The organism is Candidatus Krumholzibacteriota bacterium (assembly GCA_034520215.1).
Lineage (GTDB): Bacteria > Krumholzibacteriota > Krumholzibacteriia > Krumholzibacteriales > WJIX01 > JAGHBT01.
This window is the reverse complement of record JAXHNR010000001.1, coordinates 1,227,457-1,248,199: the sequence shown is the minus strand read 5'-3', so window position 1 is coordinate 1,248,199 and position 20,743 is coordinate 1,227,457. Positions and strand designations below refer to the sequence as shown.

The 20,743-nt window shown below is 44.3% G+C and carries 21 protein-coding genes; 19 read left to right on the top strand and 2 right to left on the bottom strand.

Features of this window, described 5'->3' with window-relative positions:
• Window positions 1-53 precede the first annotated feature (53 nt).
• Window positions 54-1,439, top strand: coding sequence for an FAD-linked oxidase C-terminal domain-containing protein (locus tag U5O15_05420; GenBank protein MDZ7860093.1), 1,386 nt, complete (start codon window positions 54-56; stop codon window positions 1,437-1,439).
• Window position 1,440: 1 nt separating this feature from the next.
• Entirely contained in the window at window positions 1,441-2,433 is a 993-nt protein-coding gene (obgE, locus tag U5O15_05415; protein MDZ7860092.1) for a GTPase ObgE, read from the top strand.
• Here obgE and U5O15_05410 read toward each other — a convergent pair.
• Window positions 2,414-3,646 (bottom strand): serpin family protein, encoded by a 1,233-nt coding sequence (locus U5O15_05410; GenBank protein ID MDZ7860091.1) that lies wholly within the window; start codon window positions 3,644-3,646, stop codon window positions 2,414-2,416. The two genes, obgE and U5O15_05410, sit on opposite strands and share 20 nt — an antisense overlap.
• Before the next feature lie 457 nt (window positions 3,647-4,103).
• Between U5O15_05410 and U5O15_05405 the strand changes: the two genes are divergently transcribed.
• From U5O15_05405 to U5O15_05385, 5 genes are all read left to right on the top strand, one after another.
• A complete protein-coding gene (locus tag U5O15_05405) occupies window positions 4,104-5,627 on the top strand; it encodes an aromatic amino acid ammonia-lyase (GenBank protein MDZ7860090.1) in 1,524 nt (507 codons plus the stop codon).
• A gap of 220 nt (window positions 5,628-5,847) precedes the next feature.
• Window positions 5,848-6,600: a mechanosensitive ion channel family protein gene (locus U5O15_05400; GenBank protein MDZ7860089.1), complete on the top strand. Its 753-nt coding sequence runs from the start codon at window positions 5,848-5,850 to the stop codon at window positions 6,598-6,600.
• 163 nt (window positions 6,601-6,763) lie between these two features.
• The gene (gene dprA / locus U5O15_05395; GenBank protein ID MDZ7860088.1) at window positions 6,764-7,870 is read left to right on the top strand and encodes a DNA-processing protein DprA; all 1,107 of its coding nucleotides are present in this window, start codon (window positions 6,764-6,766) and stop codon (window positions 7,868-7,870) included.
• Between the two features lie 163 nt (window positions 7,871-8,033).
• Window positions 8,034-9,170: a DUF362 domain-containing protein gene (locus U5O15_05390; protein MDZ7860087.1), complete on the top strand. Its 1,137-nt coding sequence runs from the start codon at window positions 8,034-8,036 to the stop codon at window positions 9,168-9,170.
• Window positions 9,170-10,093 (top strand): lysophospholipid acyltransferase family protein, encoded by a 924-nt coding sequence (locus U5O15_05385; GenBank protein ID MDZ7860086.1) that lies wholly within the window; start codon window positions 9,170-9,172, stop codon window positions 10,091-10,093. The genes U5O15_05390 and U5O15_05385 overlap by 1 nt, the downstream gene beginning before the upstream one ends.
• A gap of 33 nt (window positions 10,094-10,126) precedes the next feature.
• On the opposite strand, the gene U5O15_05380 is transcribed toward U5O15_05385, so the two are convergent.
• Entirely contained in the window at window positions 10,127-10,450 is a 324-nt protein-coding gene (locus tag U5O15_05380) for a DUF3467 domain-containing protein (protein ID MDZ7860085.1), read from the bottom strand.
• A gap of 656 nt (window positions 10,451-11,106) precedes the next feature.
• Between U5O15_05380 and rfaE1 the strand changes: the two genes are divergently transcribed.
• From rfaE1 to fabF, 12 genes are all read left to right on the top strand, one after another.
• On the top strand, window positions 11,107-12,084 hold the full coding sequence (gene rfaE1 / locus U5O15_05375; protein MDZ7860084.1) for a D-glycero-beta-D-manno-heptose-7-phosphate kinase: 978 nt from the start codon (window positions 11,107-11,109) through the stop codon (window positions 12,082-12,084).
• Between the two features lie 4 nt (window positions 12,085-12,088).
• Window positions 12,089-12,562: a D-glycero-beta-D-manno-heptose 1-phosphate adenylyltransferase gene (gene rfaE2, locus U5O15_05370; GenBank protein ID MDZ7860083.1), complete on the top strand. Its 474-nt coding sequence runs from the start codon at window positions 12,089-12,091 to the stop codon at window positions 12,560-12,562.
• 68 nt (window positions 12,563-12,630) lie between these two features.
• The gene (locus U5O15_05365; protein ID MDZ7860082.1) at window positions 12,631-13,947 is read left to right on the top strand and encodes a cyclic 2,3-diphosphoglycerate synthase; all 1,317 of its coding nucleotides are present in this window, start codon (window positions 12,631-12,633) and stop codon (window positions 13,945-13,947) included.
• Window positions 13,948-14,029: 82 nt separating this feature from the next.
• A complete protein-coding gene (gene ndk, locus U5O15_05360) occupies window positions 14,030-14,434 on the top strand; it encodes a nucleoside-diphosphate kinase (protein MDZ7860081.1) in 405 nt (134 codons plus the stop codon).
• 12 nt (window positions 14,435-14,446) lie between these two features.
• Window positions 14,447-14,983 carry a DUF177 domain-containing protein gene (locus U5O15_05355; protein ID MDZ7860080.1) on the top strand — a complete coding sequence of 179 codons (537 nt, stop codon included), beginning with the start codon at window positions 14,447-14,449 and terminating at the stop codon, window positions 14,981-14,983.
• 29 nt (window positions 14,984-15,012) lie between these two features.
• On the top strand, window positions 15,013-15,201 hold the full coding sequence (gene rpmF, locus U5O15_05350) for a 50S ribosomal protein L32 (protein MDZ7860079.1): 189 nt from the start codon (window positions 15,013-15,015) through the stop codon (window positions 15,199-15,201).
• An 85-nt stretch (window positions 15,202-15,286) separates the two neighbouring features.
• Window positions 15,287-16,288 (top strand): phosphate acyltransferase PlsX, encoded by a 1,002-nt coding sequence (gene plsX / locus U5O15_05345; protein MDZ7860078.1) that lies wholly within the window; start codon window positions 15,287-15,289, stop codon window positions 16,286-16,288.
• Window positions 16,285-17,289 (top strand): beta-ketoacyl-ACP synthase III, encoded by a 1,005-nt coding sequence (locus tag U5O15_05340; GenBank protein MDZ7860077.1) that lies wholly within the window; start codon window positions 16,285-16,287, stop codon window positions 17,287-17,289. The genes plsX and U5O15_05340 overlap by 4 nt, the downstream gene beginning before the upstream one ends.
• Before the next feature lie 38 nt (window positions 17,290-17,327).
• Window positions 17,328-18,272: an ACP S-malonyltransferase gene (gene fabD / locus U5O15_05335; GenBank protein MDZ7860076.1), complete on the top strand. Its 945-nt coding sequence runs from the start codon at window positions 17,328-17,330 to the stop codon at window positions 18,270-18,272.
• Window positions 18,273-18,354: 82 nt separating this feature from the next.
• Entirely contained in the window at window positions 18,355-19,098 is a 744-nt protein-coding gene (fabG, locus tag U5O15_05330) for a 3-oxoacyl-[acyl-carrier-protein] reductase (GenBank protein MDZ7860075.1), read from the top strand.
• 29 nt (window positions 19,099-19,127) lie between these two features.
• Window positions 19,128-19,364, top strand: a complete 237-nt coding sequence (acpP, locus tag U5O15_05325) for an acyl carrier protein (protein ID MDZ7860074.1) — start codon at window positions 19,128-19,130, stop codon at window positions 19,362-19,364.
• Between the two features lie 118 nt (window positions 19,365-19,482).
• Window positions 19,483-20,736: a beta-ketoacyl-ACP synthase II gene (gene fabF / locus U5O15_05320; protein MDZ7860073.1), complete on the top strand. Its 1,254-nt coding sequence runs from the start codon at window positions 19,483-19,485 to the stop codon at window positions 20,734-20,736.
• Window positions 20,737-20,743: the final 7 nt, after the last annotated feature.

Genomic DNA, 20,743 nt, shown 5'->3' with positions numbered 1-20,743 from the left:
AAATCTTCGGTTTGATTCGGCAACATGGATAAGGGTAAGATTTGGAGTTTTAGATGGCGGACCAATTCCCAAGGAGAATAAACGAACTTAAAAATCGTATCGGGGATGTAATCCTGCGTACTGAAAATTACTTCAGAGTTGCCTATGGTTATGATGCTACCGGTATAAGAGGATTTTGCGGTGGAGTTGCTTTTCCGGAATCCGAGCATGACCTGGCTTTAATTGTTAAAAACGCGGCGATGCTCGAAATCCCGCTTATCCCGAGAGGCGCCGGAACTGGGTTCTCCGGAGGTTCAGTCCCCGTTGAAGGCAGTGTTGTCGTTTCGACGGAAAAGATGAGAAGGGTTCTGTCTTATAAACGGGAAATGGATGAAGTAGAGGTTCAAAGCGGGATTGTAAATGGCAAGCTTCAGGAGTACTTAGAGCCCCTTGGTTTTTTTTATCCGCCCGACCCCGCGAGCTACAAGGTTTCTACAATAGGAGGTAATATTGCTGAGAACGCTGGTGGACCGAGGGCGTATAAATACGGTGTAACGCGTCGATATGTGATGTCGCTCAAGTGGATTACTCCAGACGGCAGAATTCTTGAAGGGGAAACGCGCGGCCCGGCTTCTCTTCTTATAGGTTCTGAAGGTACGCTGGGGATTATTTATTCAGCCCGTTTGAAGGTATTTCCGATTCCAAAGATAAGGAAAACATTTTTACTGGGCGGCGGTGGTGACGGAGACGCGATGATCACAGCTTCTAATCTTCTTCGTTCAGGTTTCAGGCCGAGTGTTCTCGAGTTTATTGATTCTAAAACAATGCGGTGCGTTGCTGAATATCTTGGTATTTTGCCGGTAATTGAGGAAAGAGGAGACTTAAGTTATCTCTTTCTCGAGGTTGAAGGAACAGAGATTCAAACCGCCGATCAACAGAGACTTCTTAAGAACTTTTGTAACAGTAAAGGGTTTTCTCTTATAACCGCTGAAAATTATAAAGAGAGGGAACTCCTCTGGGATCTTAGAAGATCGATAAGCGCGAGTCTCGCGAGAAGAGGGATTACAAAGATTAATGAAGATATCGCCCTGCCTTTGGGCAAGCTTTCCGAATCGGTAACGGAGATTCACAAGCTTGCGAGTGAGAAAAAACTGGACTGTTATATCTTCGGACACTGCGGAGATGGAAACCTGCATGTTAATATTATGACTGACAGAAGGAAAAAGATGGAGATGGTTAGAGCCGGCGAGTTTGTTCATGATCTCTTTTCATATGTAATTGCCGCGGGAGGCACCTTAAGTGGTGAGCACGGGATCGGTTCAACGAAACGCCCCTATCTCGATTTGGCGTTCAGCGAGACGGAGCTTCGCCTCCAGAACGCGGTTAAAAATGTAATGGATCCGGGGTCTGGAATGAATCCCGGTAAATATTTTGATAAAATAGTATGTGGAGGCGGCTGAATTGGCTAAGTCATTCATAGACAGAGTTACGATAGAAGTGGAGTCGGGTGACGGAGGTGATGGTTGTGTAAGTTTCCGGAGAGAGAAATATGTTCCTCGCGGCGGACCTGACGGCGGAAATGGAGGAGATGGCGGGGATATTATATTGAGTGTTGATCCGAGCATCAATACTTTAGTTGACCTGAGGTATCGCAGAAGGTTTAAAGCGGGAAACGGCGGGGCGGGATCCGGCGCCCGCAAAGCCGGAAGGAACGGAAAATCAGTTGTAATAAGGGTTCCTAAGGGCACTCTTGTTGAGGACTCTGAAAGCGGCCGTCTGCTGGCTGACCTTAAAGATGACGGCGATGAGATTGTGCTGCTTAAAGGGGGGAGAGGGGGAAGAGGTAACTATACTTTCCGTTCATCCAGAAACAAGACCCCGAGGAGAGCTACAGGCGGAGAACCGGCCAGTAAGAAGACTTTACAGCTGACTATGAAACTGATTGCGGATGTGGGGCTCGTCGGGTTTCCAAACGCTGGAAAATCAACACTGATAAGTTCTGTCAGCGCCGCTCATCCGCGCATTGCTTCATATCCTTTTACTACATTGTATCCCGTGCTCGGTATTGTCAGAATTGATGAGCTCTCGTCTTTCTGTATGGTTGATGTGCCCGGGCTTATTAAGGGAGCGCATGAAGGGAAAGGACTGGGGATACAATTCCTGCAGCATATTGAACGATGCCGCGTTCTTTTATTCGTAATCGATGTTTCAGAAGCTGAGATAGCAGAGGCGTATAATCTGTTGATTGAAGAGCTGGGAGCCTACGATGCCGATCTTTTATCAAAACCCAGGATTGTCGCCTTAAACAAGATCGACACGCTTGAAGAACCCCTTGGTGATGATTTTTCTTCAGTTCTGAATGAAGAAGTATATCCGATATCCGCCCTGACAGGCAAAGGCCTTCCCGTTTTAACCGGCAGGCTGCACGAAATAGTTAATCGGAATTTGACTTAGGCGGTTCCTGGACCGACCCTATAAACAGAGGCAGGCCCCTGCTGTTGTCCGTTATAACCAGAAAGTACGGTCTGTTAAATACAATATGAAAAGGTTCGATCTGTTTATGAGCCGTTGAAGTCAGAGTTACTCCTATTGCCGTTGCCGCGGCGGCTTCGGTTCCCTTTTCGTCCACCTTTAAAAATGTTTTATGAAGCACTTTGCTTATATATACATTTAGTTTGCCGTCGACTCTACACATTCTTGAAAAATCCGCGTCAGACGGAGAGAAAGCTATTCCCATTCCCAGGGCTGAGAGTGAGTTGTTGAGTTTTGACTTGTATTCTATCCTTAGCTTTGGTAATTCAACGGTACCTTCCCGCCTTCTGAAATCAGATCTCCAGCGTTTCCAGGATTCGAGGGAGATATTTTCATGTAAGGTATCAAGGCATGAATTTCTATTTGGCAGAAAGAGAGAAACACTCGTTTTTCCGTCTCCATACGGAATAGTTACCGCCTCGAAATCTTCTGTTTTAAGATATTTGAATCTGTCTTGCCGCTTCATCATATCTACTTTTATTTCTTCTCCGCCTTTAAGGTAGAAGCTTTTGGGTTTCGTTAGTTTCTTGTCGAATTCCTCTGCCCAGCTGCCCTTGAAATATATCGCGTTTACAAGATACGCGATATCGGCGGGGGAGACGCTTTCAATGATATCCTTTATTCTTCCATTTGTTTTCTTTTCTACCCATTCGTTTATGGGTTCGGCGGTAGATAGAGCGAAGAGGTCGGCGAAAAAGTAATTCTCAGTGTCGGTTTTGAAATTTTCATAAAAACGGATTGATTTCTTAAGCCAGATGGAGTTCGCGATCGAAAGCTCTACATCTTTATCTTCTTTGAGTAAATTCGAAATAAGGTTTTTATTGGCGCTCTTGAATGTTTCGCGCTTTATACCTTCGAGGTTAAGAGCTTTCAGTATCGCTTTCTCTGTTTCTCCGTCACTCCCGCCGGTTGTCATCGCTAGGGCCAGAGAGACACTAACTGGTGATATGAATATATTCTCGTCCTTATGAGTATTTATTTCCTTTTTATATAGATCAAACCCGAATTCAGTATAAGCATTAACAATATTTTTATTTATCATCTTTTCAGTGTTCTCCCCCGTAGGTGTCTGAGGCATTAGCGAGTACGCGATGATAAGCAGAAAATGAATAGGAATTACATTTGAAAGTGACATCTTGCACCCCCGAATTAGAATCAGACCAGTAAAAAAAGAAGTTCCCGATACTATTTATTATACACAAAGTTGTAATTTTATCAATGTTATAGTGATAAGATATGAAAAAGAGGATATGAACTTGGTAACAGCCATTAGTTACATTTGCGTTGATAAATATAAAATGCCGGGTAAACTTCTGAATTGTAGGGGAGGACACAATCGATAAATATTAAGGTCTCATTTTGAAGTGAATTTCTTTTTTAAGAAGAACAAACTTATTCAGTGACGACGGTTTTATCTTTTTTATGGACAATCGGTTTTGATTCAGATAAATATATAAAGTATATTGACGGTTGCGCGGAAAAAAACGCGTTCAATTTGGTAGAAATATGCTGACGTTGTGAGATTTGTCAGCGTTTTATTAATGATAGAACGGGAAAACCTGTAAATACTACAGGTCAACGGGGAGGTTAATTTGGCGATTACACTCAGCGGCAACGACTTGACGATTGAAAAAATAGTTAAGATAGCCCGTCATGGTGAAAAGGTAGAACTCTCAGATGAAGCTCTTGAGAGGATCAAGAAATGCCGTGCTATGCTTGAAAGAAAGATAGAAGCCAAAGAAATCATGTATGGTGTTAATACCGGGATTGGCGAATTTTCAGAGGTTGTTTTAGATGACGAACAGGTAAAGGAGTTTCAGAAGTATCTTATCTATAACCACGCTGCGGGAATCGGCGATCCTGCTCCACTTGAGTATGTGAGAGGAGCGATGGCAAGCAGAATAAATGTTCACGCCAATGGCAATTCCGGATGCAGGCCGGTAATAACGCAGACGCTGGTTGAAATGTTGAATAAGAGTGTAACACCATTTATATGTCAAAAAGGTTCTGTAGGCGCGTGCGGCGACCTGGCGCCTATGTCTCAGATTGCTCTTCTTCTGCTTGGCGAGGGGCAGGCCTATTACAAAGGTGAACTTCTCGATGGGAAAGATGCCATGGACAGAGCGGGGATCGAAATTCCGGGATTGAAGGCCAGAGACGGACTCGCGACAATAAACGGTTCCAATGTATTGACCGCTATGAGCGCTATTATGCTGCATGACACCAAGAATTGGCTAAAGCAGGCTGAGATAGCTGCTTCAATGTCTTTAGAGGCTCTTAAGGCAAACATGAAGCCCTACAGCCGGAAGCTTCATGAGGCCAGAGGGTTTGCGGGAGCCGTAAGGAGTGCCGAGTCGATCAGAAAACTTGTCGAAGGCGGAGATCTTGCCAATGAAAAGATAAAATGTAAGGTTCAGGACGCTTATTCGATGCGTTCGGCTCCTCAGGTTATTGGCGCGGCGCATGACGCGATTGAATTCGCTGTTAAGCAGGTTGAAGTGGAGCTTAACGGAGTAGGAGACAATCCGGTTTTTTTCCCCGATGAGGATTTACAGATATCCGGCGCTAATTTTCAGGGATCACCCGTTTCCCTTCCCATGGACATGGTAGGTGTCGCTGTTACTATGGTGAGCGTCATGTCGGAAAGACGGATGAACAGACTTAACCATCCTGCCTTGAGTGTGGGGCTTCCGGCATTTCTAACGGAGGGTGCCGGTATGTTTTCCGGGCTGATGCTCAGCCAGTACACGGCCGATACGCAGATAGTTGAACAGAGGATACTTTCAAGCCCCGCGTCGATTCAATCGATACCCGCGGCAGCCGATCAGGAGGACTTTGTATCTATGGGCATGAATACGGCGATTAAGAATTTCCAGATACTGGATAACGCGTACGGCATTTTGGGAATTGAATTTATGGCGGCGGCCCAGGCGCTCGATTTCCGTGAGTTTAAGTTCGGAAAGGGAGTAACCAAGGCAAAAGAAGTAATAAGAAAGTACATTGATTTCTTGGATGTGGACAGGCCTCTTTATCCTGACCATACAAAGATGAAAGAGCTCGTGCGATCCTGCGAGATACTTGAAGAGGTCGAGAAAGAAGTTGGAAGCCTCGGTTAAACTTTTTTTGTGATTTAGGAAGAGTGAGGCCAAACTTATGGATTTTGTGGATATTTATATTTCATGGATTAGTGATAATTTAGGGATTAGCAAGGCTATACAGTTCAAAATCTTTTCATCAATTGCGCTTATATTCTCAATTTGGATTATTCGTAGTATTACGCTGAGAATCGCAGTTAAGCGGGTGAAAGAAATAAGGGGACGGTATCAATGGCGGAAGATGTCCGCGTATATTTCGGTTTTTATCGCCGTACTGCTCGTAGGCAGGATCTGGATACAGGGGTTGCAGACGGTATTGACATACATTGGTATTATATCCGCCGGTCTTGTTTTGGCGCTTAAAGATCCGATAGTTAATTTCGCCGCCTGGGTATTTATTATATGGCGCCATCCTTTCGAACCCGGAGATCGAATTCAGATCGCGGGATCGACGGGGGATGTTGTTGATATAAGAGTATTTCAGTTTTCTCTTATAGAGGTGGGGAATTGGGTTGACGCGGATCAGTCCACCGGGAGAATTATACACGTACCCAACGGCAAGATTTTTACTGACGCGCTCGCGAATTACAGTGCGGGGCTCGAGTATATCTGGAATGAAATCCCCGTTCTTATTACCTTTGAGAGTGACTGGAAAAAGGCAAAGAAGATCCTCTTAGAAGTAGCCTTAAACCACGCGGAACATTTAGCTAATACAGCCCGCAGCCAGCTTAACAGAATGAAGGGGAAGTTTCTTATTCATTACGAGAAATTAACACCTACCGTATACACATCTGTTAAGGACAGCGGGGTTATGCTTTCAATGCGTTACATGTGCGATCCGCGCGCGAGAAGGGGAACTGAGCAGGAGATCTGGGAAGATATTCTTAACCGTTTTGACGAAAATGAAGATATTAATTTTGCCTATCCTACTCAGAGGATTTACAGTGAGCATTTTGACCGAAAGCCTGGAAAACCACCCTCCCAGGACAAATGACAAAACCCCTTGATGGATAAAAGAATTATAGGTTAAAATGGATATAAGTGCTGCCTTCCGGCAGCACCTTGTAGTGTGGTTCGGGCAGGGATATGATTTTACCCGCCGGTTATTAATGATTCAAAGCTAAAATGTTTAGTCGTTTGAGAAAGCGGAGGTGTGGATGATGTGTTCAAGGGGAGCAAGATTATGGCTAAATCTTCTTTCTGTCGAAGGGGTAACTGTTCCCACATGGATAAGATTAAGAGATAGGATTTCACTGGAGGAAATGTCAGGGATGCTTCGGAAGCGAACCGGAAGAAGAGAACTGGGCGCTCTTATCGGGAAAAGAATCAGCGGTATTAATAGAGAATTTATTGAAGAGCAGCTTTCAGCAGACAAAAGCGGAATGTGCCGGATTATAGCAATATCAGACGGTGAATATCCCGCTCTTTTAAAAGAACTTAAATATCCTCCGCCGCTACTCTTCTGTAAAGGAAATATCAAAAGCCTTGGAAAGAGAAAGGTTTGTATTGTAGGTTCCAGAAGCTGCAGCAGAAGAGGAAGGTTGACGGCAAAAAGTCTGGCAAGGAGTATATCCGCCTCTGGTGTGGTTGTTGTCAGTGGGCTGGCCAGGGGTATCGATACTTCCGCTCATGAAGGGGCCCTTGAAAGAGAAGGTGGCACTGTTGCCGTTCTTGGATGCGGAATCGATATAGCATACCCGAGGGAAAATTCTTCGCTGGCGATAGATATATCACGGAATGGATGTGTTATCACTGAATTTCCCGTGGGAACACCGCCGTTGAAATATAATTTTCCCCGGAGAAACAGGATTCTAAGCGGTATTTCAAAAGGGGTAGTAGTCGTAGAGGCCGGAATCAAAAGTGGAGCGATGCTCACTGCCGGCTGGGCGGCTGAGCAGGGGAGGGAGGTTTTAGCCGTACCGGGTCCGGTCGAATGCAGAGGCAGCAGAGGGCCGCACAAACTAATAAAAGAGGGAGCGGTGCTAGTTGAAAGTGCCGAGGATATACTGGGGGTACTTATGCCCCTGTTCGATTTAAGGGGAGAAGGAAATAGATCAGAGGATGAAAATGTTTCATTGACAAGTAATGAAAGAAGGGTGCTTGACATCCTTGAATTAGAACCCAGGCATGTCGATGAACTCGCGCTGGAAAGTAATATTAAAATAGTGTCGCTTCTGCCTCTCCTTTTGAGGTTGGAGATGAAGGGGCTATGCAGGTCTTTTGGAGCCGGGCTGTACGCGGCGAAAGAGATTCGATCTATTTAGTGGATTCATTGCTGAATATTTGGGGGAAAGTCCCGCTTAGAATAGAGATCAAGCTGGTTTAGCGCGCTTCTCTCAAATAAGTGATTCGCATGTAATTGCCGGTTGCTTTGAGTTGGATAATATTTTATTTTCCGGAAAGGGGATTTTAGCAGAGGATTCAAGTTTGAGTACACGGAATACTAAAAACAGTATTGTTTCTATTACAAAGTGTTCCGGTTACGGAATTGCTGATGTTTATGATTCTGTAAGCAGGAGTATCGAGCATGTCGGCGGCATTGAGCACTTTGTTAAGCCGGGACAAAGGGTGCTTCTCAAACCGAATATGCTCTCCGCGAAGAGACCTGAAAGAGCGATAACTACGCATCCGTCCGTAATAGAAGCTGTGGCAAAGATCGTAACAGATTGCGGCGGGTATCCGGTTATAGGCGACAGTCCGGGAGGGGTGTTGCGCGGAGTAAAGAGAGTATGGGAAAACACCGGTATTGAGGAGATGGCCCGCAGAATCGGAGTAGAACTCGTAAATTTTGAAGCTTCAGGGTCAGTGGAGGTAAAAAGCGGAGATTATCTTTTTTATATAGCGAAACCTGTTATAGATGCCGATGTGATAATAAATATCGCTAAGTTGAAGACACATACACTCACACTCTTAACATGCGCTTTAAAGAATATGTTCGGCACTGTCTGTGGTTTTAGAAAGTCAGAGTTGCACAAGGAGTTTCCGAAACCGAGAGAATTCGCGAGGATGCTGGTTGAGCTATACAGTAAGGTAAGACCCTCTCTCAGTATCGTCGATGCGGTTGTGGCGATGGAGGGTGACGGTCCAAGTTCAGGGAATCCAAAGAAGCTGGGGCTGGTTATAGCCGGTGAAGACGCGGTGGCTATTGACGCCGTAGCCGCGCGAATAATTGGTTTTAAACCCGGCTCGATAGATACAACGAGGATGGCGGATGAGATTAAACTGGGGGTTGGTGATATTGAGAGTATACAGGTAACCGGTGACGGCAAAGAGGTAAGACCCGTATCTTTTGATTTGCCGTCAAACAGAAAACTCAGGATGATTCCCAGGCCTTTGGCCCGTATGATATCACCCTTTGTGTGGTTAAAACTTATAGTTGATCCATCGGTATGTACCGGATGTCGTCTTTGCCAGAGAAGCTGTCCCGTTGAGGCTATATCCTATCAGGACGGAGTGTGCGGAATAAATAATAATAAATGTATTACTTGTATGTGCTGTCATGAGTTGTGTCCGGAAGACGCCATTGAAATCAAGATGAGTCGTCTGGCAAAACTTGTAACTTGATGGGGGGAAATATAGATAACTGGAAGAGAATACGCCACCGCTTAGAGCTGATGGGAGTGTATATTCTTTCCATTCTGCCTTCGCTTCTGCCCCTTAAGGTTTCAGTAAAGTTTGGCGGAATACTCGGCATACTGGCATTCGATATTTTCAGAATAAGAAGATCTGTTACACTGAATAATCTAAAGAAAGCTTTCGGAGACAGAATGAGCAGCCGGGAGCGGCTGAGAACCGGCAGAAGATCCTACATTAACTTCGCGAAATCTATGATCGAGTTCGCTTCTGTTGGGAGGTTGTCTGCTGATGACCTGCGGGAGCTTGTATCCTTCTCCGGTAAGGAATATATGGAAGAAGCGCTCAAAAAGGGTAATGGGGTTATAGCGATTACAGGTCATTTAGGAAGTTGGGAGCTTATGGGAGCGGCGTTTGCCGCTACTGGAATCCCGACAGATTTTCTCGTTGGACAGCAGGGGAACAAATTTGTCGATTCCTACATTAACCGGCTTAGAAGAAAAGCTGGAATAGGGACCATACCCGTTGGTGTTTCAATACGAGGCATCTTTGCTTCGCTGAAGAAGAACAGAGTCGTCGCGATGCTTTCCGACCAGGACGCCAGGAAAGCCGGCATTTTTGTGGATTTCTTCGGGATACCTTCTTCTACATATCCGGGCGCCGCGCAATTCGCGTGTCGCGTGAACTGTCCTATAATCTTTTCTTTTATTGTAAGAAGGAAAGATGAAACTCATCACGCGGTATTTTGCCCTCAAATTCAGATGAATCCGGAAGCGGACAGGGAAGAAGAAATAAAGAGATTAACCGCTCTTCACGTCAAGGCGTTGGAAGAGACCGTCATAAAATATCCGGATCAATATTTCTGGGCCCATAAGAGGTGGAAAACAAAACCGCCCGAAAATAACAGGGTATAATTTGTCCGGGCGCATGCTGTTGATGTATTTTTTTCAGTTCTTCTTGTCTGAACCAAGGTTTGAATTTGCGTGAAATCCAATTGTTTGATTTCCTTTTTTTCCTTTAACCTCGATCTCGCCGAATTTACTCTCGTAATTTCTCACTGTTTGGCTGAGTAATCCTACAAGTGATTTCGCGGATTGAGGAGTCATTACTATTCTGGAATGAACTTTAGCTTTTTTTAATCCCGGAAGCATTCTGGCGAAATCTATAACAAATTCAGCCGGGGTAAAAGAGGTAAGGACAAAATTGGAATATACTCCTTCAGCTTCTTTTTCATCGAGCTGTACGGGGATTTGATGTTGTTTCTTCTTCATGATTATCCTTTCATTGAAAAAATTAACCTGATTCTGCTGTTTGCCAATACTCGCGCGGAAGACGGGCAAATAATCGCATATCGGCTAACATTAAATTATTCACTTTCTTAAGTTAAGGTTAAACAATACAGTTTGATTAGTCAATTGCTATGAGACCAGGACATTCCCCAAAAATCAGGGCAATATTTTAGTAATGGCATAACTATCAAGTAATTACCCAGAATGATAAGTGGAATTGATATTTAGTTTCTATCCGGCTATTGGTACCTAAAAAACCCTCTCGGAAGACGAGCGGGCATGGTTTTCCCATTTCCTTTAGGGAAATGGGAAAGAGCGAGTCTGAGAGCGGGAGACGCTATTTCCTCGCAGGGGAAATAGACGGCGTTTTTGACAATACCAATAGCCGGATATACAAAGGAATGTTAAAAATTGGGGAAAGTCCTGCTATGAAACAAGTGAATGATTACAGCAGGTGGGTTTATTTCTCTGATCATGTTTTTTTGATTTAAAGGGCAGGATTTATCCCGACGAATTTATCTTCTTCTTGATTGAGGAGCAATTTAACGCTATATTTTTTTAAACTTGAAGCGTTAAATGCTCAAGCTGATATCTTTTTTTATCTTCTGGACAAAATGTACCGCCAGAGAGGATGACGATTGAATAAGGACAGATTAGAGGAAATAGGAGAAAAGATAAGAAGCTCATCTGTCGCTGTTATCGGAGATGTAATGCTTGACAGGTACTATTGGGGGCTTGTTGATAGAATAAGCCCTGAGGCGCCTGTCCCTGTAGTAAAAGTTGAAAAAACAGATGTAAGACCCGGCGGGGCGGCAAATGTCGCGTGGAATCTTATCTCGCTCGGTTCTGAATGCTCCCTTGTAGGTATTTTGTGTGAAGGGACCGCTGGCGAGGAACTTGAGAGCCTCATCAGTAAACTTGGTGTTACAACTGATTGTCTTGTCAGAGATAAGTCAAGGGTAACAACTGAAAAGATCAGGATTGTCGCGCACAACCAACAGGTTGTAAGAGCCGATTTTGAATCCGAGGGGGATATAGAAGGAAAAGTTTTAAATGAGATACTTGACGTTGTGGAAGATGTATTGAAAGATGTCGGCGCTGTGGTCATTTCTGATTATGGAAAGGGTGTAGTGACGGAAAAATTGATGGAAAATGTCCGCCGCTTATGCGAGATTAATTCAATACCCATGCTTGTTGATCCAAAGGAGAAACATTTTTCCCTCTACCATGGTTCTTACATTATTACACCTAACAAAAATGAAGCGGGGGCGTTCTATAACAGAAAGATCAAATCCGAGAAGGATCTTCTGGAAGTAGGAGAGTCTCTCCTGGATGACCTCGAGGCGGAAGCCGTACTTATTACGAGGGGCCAAGAGGGGATGACATTGTTTAGAAGAGGGGAAAAGCATCATCATTTTCCAACGATGGCCAGCGGAGTATACGACGTTACGGGCGCGGGAGATACCGTTATTAGTGTTTTAGCCGCGGCACTCGCGGCCGAAGCGGAACTTGATGAAGCGATAGAGTTAGCCAACGCGGCGGCAGGTCTGGTTGTACGTAAGCTCGGCACTGCTGTTGTCGATCTAAAAGAACTTGTTTCTTCCTTTACTTCTTAATATTATGAATGAGTATAAAGAGAGAATTATAAACCCGGATGAACTTTCCGGTTTCAGAAAAGATAAGCTAAGCCGCCGAGTGGTTTTTACAAACGGCTGTTTTGATATCCTTCACCGCGGGCACGTTGAACTGCTTGTTAAAGCGCGGGGTTTTGGTGACTGTCTTGTTGTAGGTATTAACAGTGACCGTTCACTAAAACGTCTGAAAGGGCACCGAAGGCCTCTTACGAAGGAATATGACAGAGCTTTTATCCTCCTTCATCTCGTTTGCGTTGATTATGTAACTGTTTTTGAGGAGGATACACCTGTTGAAGTAATCAGGAAATTGAATCCGAATATACTTGTCAAAGGGGATGAGTATTCCTTAGAGGAGATAGCGGGTGCTGATTTTGTGCTCCGCAATGGTGGAGAAGTAAAGAGGATAAAAATGGTTGAAGGTTATTCAACCAGCAATCTGATAAATAAATTAACGAAGTAGCCGGGATATAATAAGGCTTGAACCGGGGGAGTTTCCCCTATCGATTACCATGGAGGTGGAAGGCAGGTATGGAGAGAAAGAAAGTTTTGATAATGGGCGCCGCTGGAAGGGATTTTCATAATTTCAATACCCTTTTCAGAGGTAATAAATCATATGAAGTAGTGGCTTTTACCGCCACACAAATTCCGGATATTGACGATAGAAAATATCCTTCCGAACTAGCGGGAGAACTTTATCCTGAGGGTATATCCATTTATCCTGAAGAGAAGCTGGGTGAACTTATCAGGGAAAAGAACGTCGAGGAAGTATTCTTTTCATACAGTGATCTTCCAAACCAGTATGTAATGGAAAAAGCGCAGTATGTAAATTCACTCGGCGCTAACTTTACTTTAGCCGGCGCGGAGCCGACTATGATAAAGAGCACCAAACCTGTAATATCAGTATGTGCCGTCCGTACTGGATGCGGAAAGAGCCAGACCACGAGAAAGATTGCCGGGATTTTAACCGATGCCGGCAAGAAGGTCGTAGCTATAAGACACCCCATGCCCTATGGTGACCTTGCCAAACAGAGTGTTCAGCGGTACGGTTCGTTGGAAGATCTGGAAAAACACAATTGCACAATAGAGGAGATGGAAGAGTATGAACCTCACATTGTCAACGGTGTAATTATCTATTCCGGCGTTGATTATGAAGCCATTCTGCGTGAAGCCGAGAAAGAAGCGGATATAATACTATGGGACGGCGGCAATAACGACATACCTTTTTATAAGACAGACCTCAACATAGTTGTTGCCGATCCTCACAGGCCGGGTGATGAAATTGGTTATTATCCGGGATTTACTAATCTCTTGATGGCTGATGTTATTGTTATAAATAAGATTGACACCGCTGATCTTGAAGGTGTGGAAATTGTAAGAGAGAATATAAACATTTACAACCCGGACGCGGTCGTTATTGACGCGGCTTCGCCACTTACAGTTGATGATCCGGCGGCTATAAACGGCAAGAGAGTGCTTTGTGTGGAAGATGGACCGACTTTGACTCACGGCGGAATGAAGTACGGCGCTGGTGTCATGGCAGCTCTTAAATACGGAGCATCGGATCTTGTAGACCCTCGTCCGTACACGACAGGCCGTATGGCTGAAACATTCGAGCTCTATCCTGAGATTGGTGTTTTACTTCCCGCTATGGGTTACAGCGAAGAACAGATAAAGGATCTGGAAACAACTATTTCCAAGGTTGACTGTGATACGGTTGTGATAGGTACGCCGATAGACCTGGGGCGAATAATCGATATCCCGCAGCAGTCGGTGAGAGTGTCATACGATCTGGACGAAATAGGCAGACCTGACCTTAAAGACGTTCTGAAGGATTTTATAAAGTAATATTCTTAAAAACGATATAACACTCTGAATTTTATAAAAATGCAATAGCACAAGATGAAGAGTGATGAAATGGAGGAATATTTTGACTAAGACCTTTTTGATGATAAAACCTGAAGCGGTGGAAAGCGGCAGCCAGGGAGCGATCATTGATCTGCTTATTACGAACCGTTTTGAAATAACAAACTTGAAACAGTTTAAATTCAAAAGGGAAAAGGCGGAGAGTTTTTACGCTGTCCATAAAGATAAGCCTTTTTTTAACGAACTGATTTCTTATATTACTTCAGGAAGTGTTATTGGTATTGAACTTGAAAAAGAGGATAGTATCGAGCTTTTAAGAAAACTTGTTGGAGCGACAGATCCGAAGGAAGCAAATCCCGGTACTATCCGCTATATGTACGGAACAGATCTTCAGGAAAACGCGGTTCACGCTTCAGATTCACCAGAATCGGCGGAAAAAGAGCTTGCTATCGTGTTTGATGAAGATTAATATAAGCTTTTTATGGTTAATGAGTTTCCAAAGATGGAAGTGAATCTCGGGCAGACTGACGGACGTGAGACTTTTTCGTTTGAAGATGTGTTTGAATTACCCGAGTATGAAATTGGTCCGTTGAAATGTGAAATCAGAGTAAAAGCTGATGTCACTTCAATGGGGAGCCGGTATTTGCTTGACGCTGAAGTAGAATGTGACATCCACGGGGAATGCAGCAGGTGCCTCAAAGATTGTGTTACAAAGGTAGTTACCGGATTCGATGTTATATTTCAACGATCATCCGGTGATGAGGCCTCTATCGGCGGTGGTGAAGGTGATTACGTGTTATTAAGCAGTGAGGAGGAATACTGCTGCGACATTTTCCCGAGAGTAAAGGAATCCGTAGTTCTTAATATACCGATGAAGATTTTGTGCGAAGAGGAATGTAAAGGTCTTTGCCCTGTATGCGGAAATGATTTGAATATCGAAGAATGCGGATGCGAAAGGGAACAAACGGATCCCAGGTGGGCAGCTTTGAATAAATTAAAGAATAGCGGAAAGAGATAATTTTTAAGAGTTCGATGAGGAGTGATTAAATGGCAGTACCAAAGAGAAGACTTTCGAAAGCCAGAAAAAGAAAACGAAGGACACACTGGAAGATATCAACTCCTACTGTGTCCAGCTGTTCTCACTGTCACCAACCGAAACCGCCTCATGTAGTATGCCCCAATTGCGGATACTATGGAGGACGTGAAGTTATAAAGCAGGAAGAAAAGAAAAGCTAGAGATAGTTTTTAGTTTTTTCAAGCTTATTATTAACCTCTTAGTAAGTTATGGTAATAATATGGATATTTGTTTAATGGAGAAATAATGAGAATAGCGGTTGATGCTATGGGTGGTGATGATGCTCCCGGTGCTATGATAAAGGGGGCTGTTGAAGCAGTGAAGGCTGCCAGAGGCGAATTTGATGTAGTCCTGGTTGGGAAAAGAAGATTAATTGAAGAAGATATTTCGCGTAACGGTTATGATACCGCTCATATTGAGATTGTGCACGCTTCAGAAATTGTGGGAATGTCTGAAGGCCCGGCGACTGCCATAAGAAGAAAAAAAGACTCTTCGATTACACTTGCCGTAAAAGAGCATAAAGAGGGAAGAGTTGACGCGGTTTTCAGCAACGGGAATACGGGAGCCGTTGTGGCTTCATCGCTGTTATCACTTGGAAGGCTCCGAGGGATAATCCGTCCCGCTATTGCCATTCTTATGCCGACTAGAGGGAAATATACGGTACTGCTCGACGGCGGTGCTAATTCTGACTGTTATCCCCACCATCTCGAACAGTTTGCCTATATGGGATCAATATATTCTGAAACCTTTATGGGTACGGTCAACCCGAAGGTCGGGTTATTGAATATTGGTAAGGAAGAGTCCAAGGGGAATGAACTTGTCAGGGAATCATACACCCTTCTGAAAGATAGTAAATTGAATTTCGTTGGTAATGTTGAGGGGACCGATATATTTGAAGGCACAGTGGATGTAGTAGTTACGGACGGGTTCGTCGGCAATGTAATTCTTAAATTCTCTGAAAGTATCGTAACTTATTTAAGTTCTTTCTTCAAAGATGAAATGAAGAATGCCTTTTTACCCAAATTAGGCGGGTTTCTTATGAAGCCGGCTTTTAGAAATCTTAAGAAAAAACTGGACTACGCGGAATACGGCGCGATGCCTCTTTTGGGAGTTAAAGGAGCGGTTTTTATAGGGCATGGAGGGAGTTCATCCAGGGCGGTCAAGAATGGAATAATAAGTATAAGCAGATTTGTCAGGGATGAAATAAACCGTAAAATTATTATGAGAATGAAGGAGGACCTTGTTTGAGCAGTGATCGAAAGTTAAGGGGAACAAAAATTAAAAGTGTGGGATACCATATTCCCGAGAAAATACTTACTAATGAAGATTTTGAAAAGATTGTAAACACTTCTGATGAATGGATTGTTGAAAGAACCGGTATTCGCGAAAGACATATCGCAAGAGATGATGAAGCGGCCAGTGATATCAGTTATGAAGCTTCTGTAAAGGCGTTAAAGAGGGCCGGTGTCAAGGCTGAGGAGCTTGATCAGATAATAGTCGGTACCGCTACCTCTGATATGATATTTCCTTCAACTGCATGTTTGCTTCAGGATAGGCTCGGAGCTAGAAATGCCGCGACTTATGATTTGACAGCCGCGTGTTCCGGGTTTATTTTCGGTGTAACAATTGCGGACGCCTTCATTTCATCAGGTAAGGCCGATAAGATTCTCGTAGTTGGAGTGGAAATTCTCTCCCGTATAACTGATTATACAGATAGATCGACATGCGTTCTCTTTGGAGACGGCGCGGGGGCCGTGGTCTTAGAATCATGTCCTCCCGGAGAAGGTATTTTGTCAACGTTTATAAAGACGGACGGCAGATATTCTGATCTGCTCTATCTTCCGGGAGGTGGTTCGAGAAGTCCTCTTACCGCTGAAAGTATTGAAAAAGGGGAGCAATATTTAAAGATGAAGGGAAGCGAATTATTTAAATACGCTGTAAAAGCAATGTCTCAGGCGGCTAAGGAAACACTGAGTGCGGCCGGGCTAAGTTCAGACGATGTAGATTTTCTGATACCTCATCAGGCAAATATCAGGATTATAGAGGGTGTTCGAAGGATGTTGAAGTTAAAGAAGCAGCAAGTTGTTATTAATATAGATAGAATGGGTAACACTTCAACAGCCAGTATACCCATAGCGCTGGGAGAACTTGAAGAACAGGATGAAAAAGTTATAAAAAAAGGTGACCTTGTGCTTCTTGCAGCCTTTGGAGGAGGATTGACGTGGGGGGCTGTTTTATTCAGAAGATAATCTTTGTTAGAAGTAACCGATAGAAGGAGCAGTACAGGATGAAGAAAGCAGTAATATTTCCCGGACAGGGCTCACAGTTTGAAGGGATGGGTAAGGACCTTGCCGCGGAGTTTAAGACCGCCGCGAGATTGTATGAAGAGGGTGATGAAACTTTGGGCTTTCCACTGTCCCGTATTTGCTTTGAAGGGGATAAAGCTACTCTTACAGAAACCAGGAACGCGCAGCCGGCGATATTACTTCACAGCATAGCAGTCTGGAACGTTCTTAAGGAAGAGGCTCAAATTGAAGCTGTAATTACAGCGGGACACAGTCTTGGAGAGTATTCAGCCCTTGTAGCCGCAGGTGCTGTCGAAGCCATGGATGCTCTGAAGATAGTGAGGAAACGCGGGGAGCTTATGTATGAAGCCGGATTACGTCAACCCGGCACAATGGCCGCGGTAATCGGCATAGACAGATCCAACGTTAAGAATATATGCAAGGATTCTTCAAGAGATAACTCTATTGTCGTTGTGGCCAATATTAATTGCCCGGGGCAGATAGTTATTTCAGGACATATCGAGGCGGTAGAGAGGGCCATGGAAGTGGCGAAGGAAGAGGGAGCTAAGAAGGTTCTTGAGCTTAATGTCAGCGGGGCTTTTCATTCTCCTCTTGTTTCTTCAGCTGAGAATGAACTCGTATCCTTTATAAAAGATTTTAAAATATGTGACCCTGAAGTGGATGTAATATCTAATGTAGATGGAACTGTTGTAAGAAGCAGAGATGAAATTATAGACGCTCTTTCAAGGCAGCTTACCAGTCCGGTTCTCTGGTCTGATTCTATGGATTTACTTCTGAAGAAGTGGGACGGGGATATTATTGAAGCGGGACCCGGCAGGGTGCTCGCAGGGCTAATGAGGAGGATTGACCGCCGAAGAACAGTAACAAGAGCCGGCACTGTTGAAGAAATAAAAAAGATTGTTGCCTCGGCGAACGATTTTATATAAAGTATTGCTTAATTAACTGAAGATTTTTCGGTTGTCACGTTGTGTATTTGATTGGTTTATGTAAAAAGGGGATAATCTTATAATGGATGTTAAAGGTAAAACCGCGATTGTTACCGGAGCCGGTCAGGGTATAGGGAGGGAAATAGCTCTTACTCTAGCCGGTTCAGGCGTTGATATAGCTGTCGTTGATGTTAACCCTGAAGGTGCGGCGGAAACTGTTTCCCTGGTAGAAGAGAAGGGAGTCGGCGGGCTCGCTCTCGAGTGTGATATTGCGGATTCAGCGAGTGTCGCTGAATGTGTTTCAAGCGTTCTGGAATGGCGCGATCAGGTCCATTTCTTGATAAACAATGCGGGGATTACGCGGGACAACCTTCTTCTTCGCATGAAGGATGAAGAATGGGAAAGTGTTATAAAGGTTAATTTGACCGGCTCGTATAATTTTACCAAGGCGGTTACAAAGCATATGCTTAAGAAAAGGTTTGGCCGCGTAGTTAATATAGCATCGGTTATAGGTCTTATGGGAAACGCGGGTCAAAGTAATTATGCAGCCAGTAAGGCCGGTGTTATAGGGTTTACGAAATCGGTAGCGAGGGAATTAGCTCCTCGCGGCATAACCGCCAACTCGATTGCTCCGGGATTTATCGAGACAGCGATGACGGCGAAGCTTCCCGATGATATAAGGGAAAGCATGCTTAATCAGATACCACTCGGAAGGTTTGGAACGGGAAGTGATGTGGCAGGTATAGTGCTGTTTCTCATCTCCGAGCTTGGAAGTTATATCACAGGTCAGGTTATTAACTGTGATGGTGGAATGGTTATGGCTTAGTGCTTAAAAAAACAGGAGGTAAAAGCTAGATGGCACTTGAAGACAGAGTAAAGAAGGTTATAGAAGAACAACTTTCAGTCAATCAGGATCAGATAAAGGAAGAGGCTTCATTTATCGACGATCTCGGTGCTGATTCTCTCGATACGGTAGAACTGGTTATGGCTCTCGAGGAAGAATTCGGTATGGAGATTCCGGACGAAGAAGCTGAAAAGATAACAAAAGTAGGCGAAGCAATTAATTATGTTAAGGATAACGTAAAGGAGTAGTATTAGCGCTTTCCTCTACGGGAATTTTTAAGTTAGAGGAGAGATAAGATCGATATCCGGGGTTATGGGTATAAAACTTCAGAAGTATTATCAAAGCCCTTTGTAAAGGGGGTTTTTAATGGATAGTACAGGGGGGAATATGTCCGCCAGCAGCAGAAGAGTAGTAGTTACGGGAATGGGGGTTATAAGCCCATGTGGTAAGACTGTGGAAGAAAACTGGGAAAACATCGTCGCCGGCAGGACTGGAATCGATATAATAAAGGCTTTTGACGTAAGTGATTACAGTTCACAGGTGGGCGGCGAAGTAAAAGACTTTGATCCTAACGAGTATATCGAAAGGAAAGACGCGAAGAGGATGGATCGTTCTTCCCAGCTGGCTGTGGCGGCTTCAGCTGAAACTGTCAGTCATCTGGATGTCGACAAGGCCGATGGTGACAATTTCGGGGTGATAATTGGGTCAGGAATAGGTGGGATTAAAACTTTTGAAAAACAGCACGAAAGATATATGAAAGGCGGACCTTCAAGGATCAGTCCTTTCTTTATACCTATGATGATTTCTGATATGGCTTCAGGTCTGGTTTCTATTAGATACGGGTTCAAGGGGCCTAATTACGCCACAGTATCCGCTTGTGCTTCAGGCGGTCACGCTATAGCAACTTCATGGATGGCAATAAAGAGCGGATACTGTGACGCTGTTGTAACCGGCGGGACTGAAGCAACTATTTCTCCCATGGCTCTTGGCGGTTTCTGTCAGATGAAAGCACTTTCAACCCGGAATGATGATCCAAAAACATCCAGCCGTCCATTTGACTTGGATCGTGACGGATTTGTTATGGCCGAAGGAGCGGGGATTATACTTCTCGAGGAGCTTGAACACGCGAAGGCACGAGGAGCTGAGATATTTGCAGAGTTAGCCGGAGTTGGTATGACAGCGGACGCGTATCATATTACTGCTCCCTCTCCAGATGGAGAAGGAGCTCTAAGCTCGATGTGTATGGCCCTCAAGGACGCTGGAATTACACCGGAAGACATTGGATATATAAACGCGCACGGCACATCGACTCAGTATAACGACAGGGCGGAAGCGCAGGCTATATTATCTCTTTTCGGAAGAGATAGTTCTGTAGATGTAAGTTCCACTAAATCCTGCACCGGTCATCTTCTAGGAGGCGCTGCGGGAGTGGAATTTATCATCTCTACAATGGCGCTTGTAAATAATGTTATGCCGCCGACAGCTAATCTTGAAAACATTGATGAAGATTGCCGACTCAACCATTTACTCAAAGCACGTGAGAAAAAATTAAATTATGTGTTGAGTAACTCCTTTGGATTTGGCGGACATAACGTAAGCCTTGTTTTAAAGAAGTTTTGATTGCTGA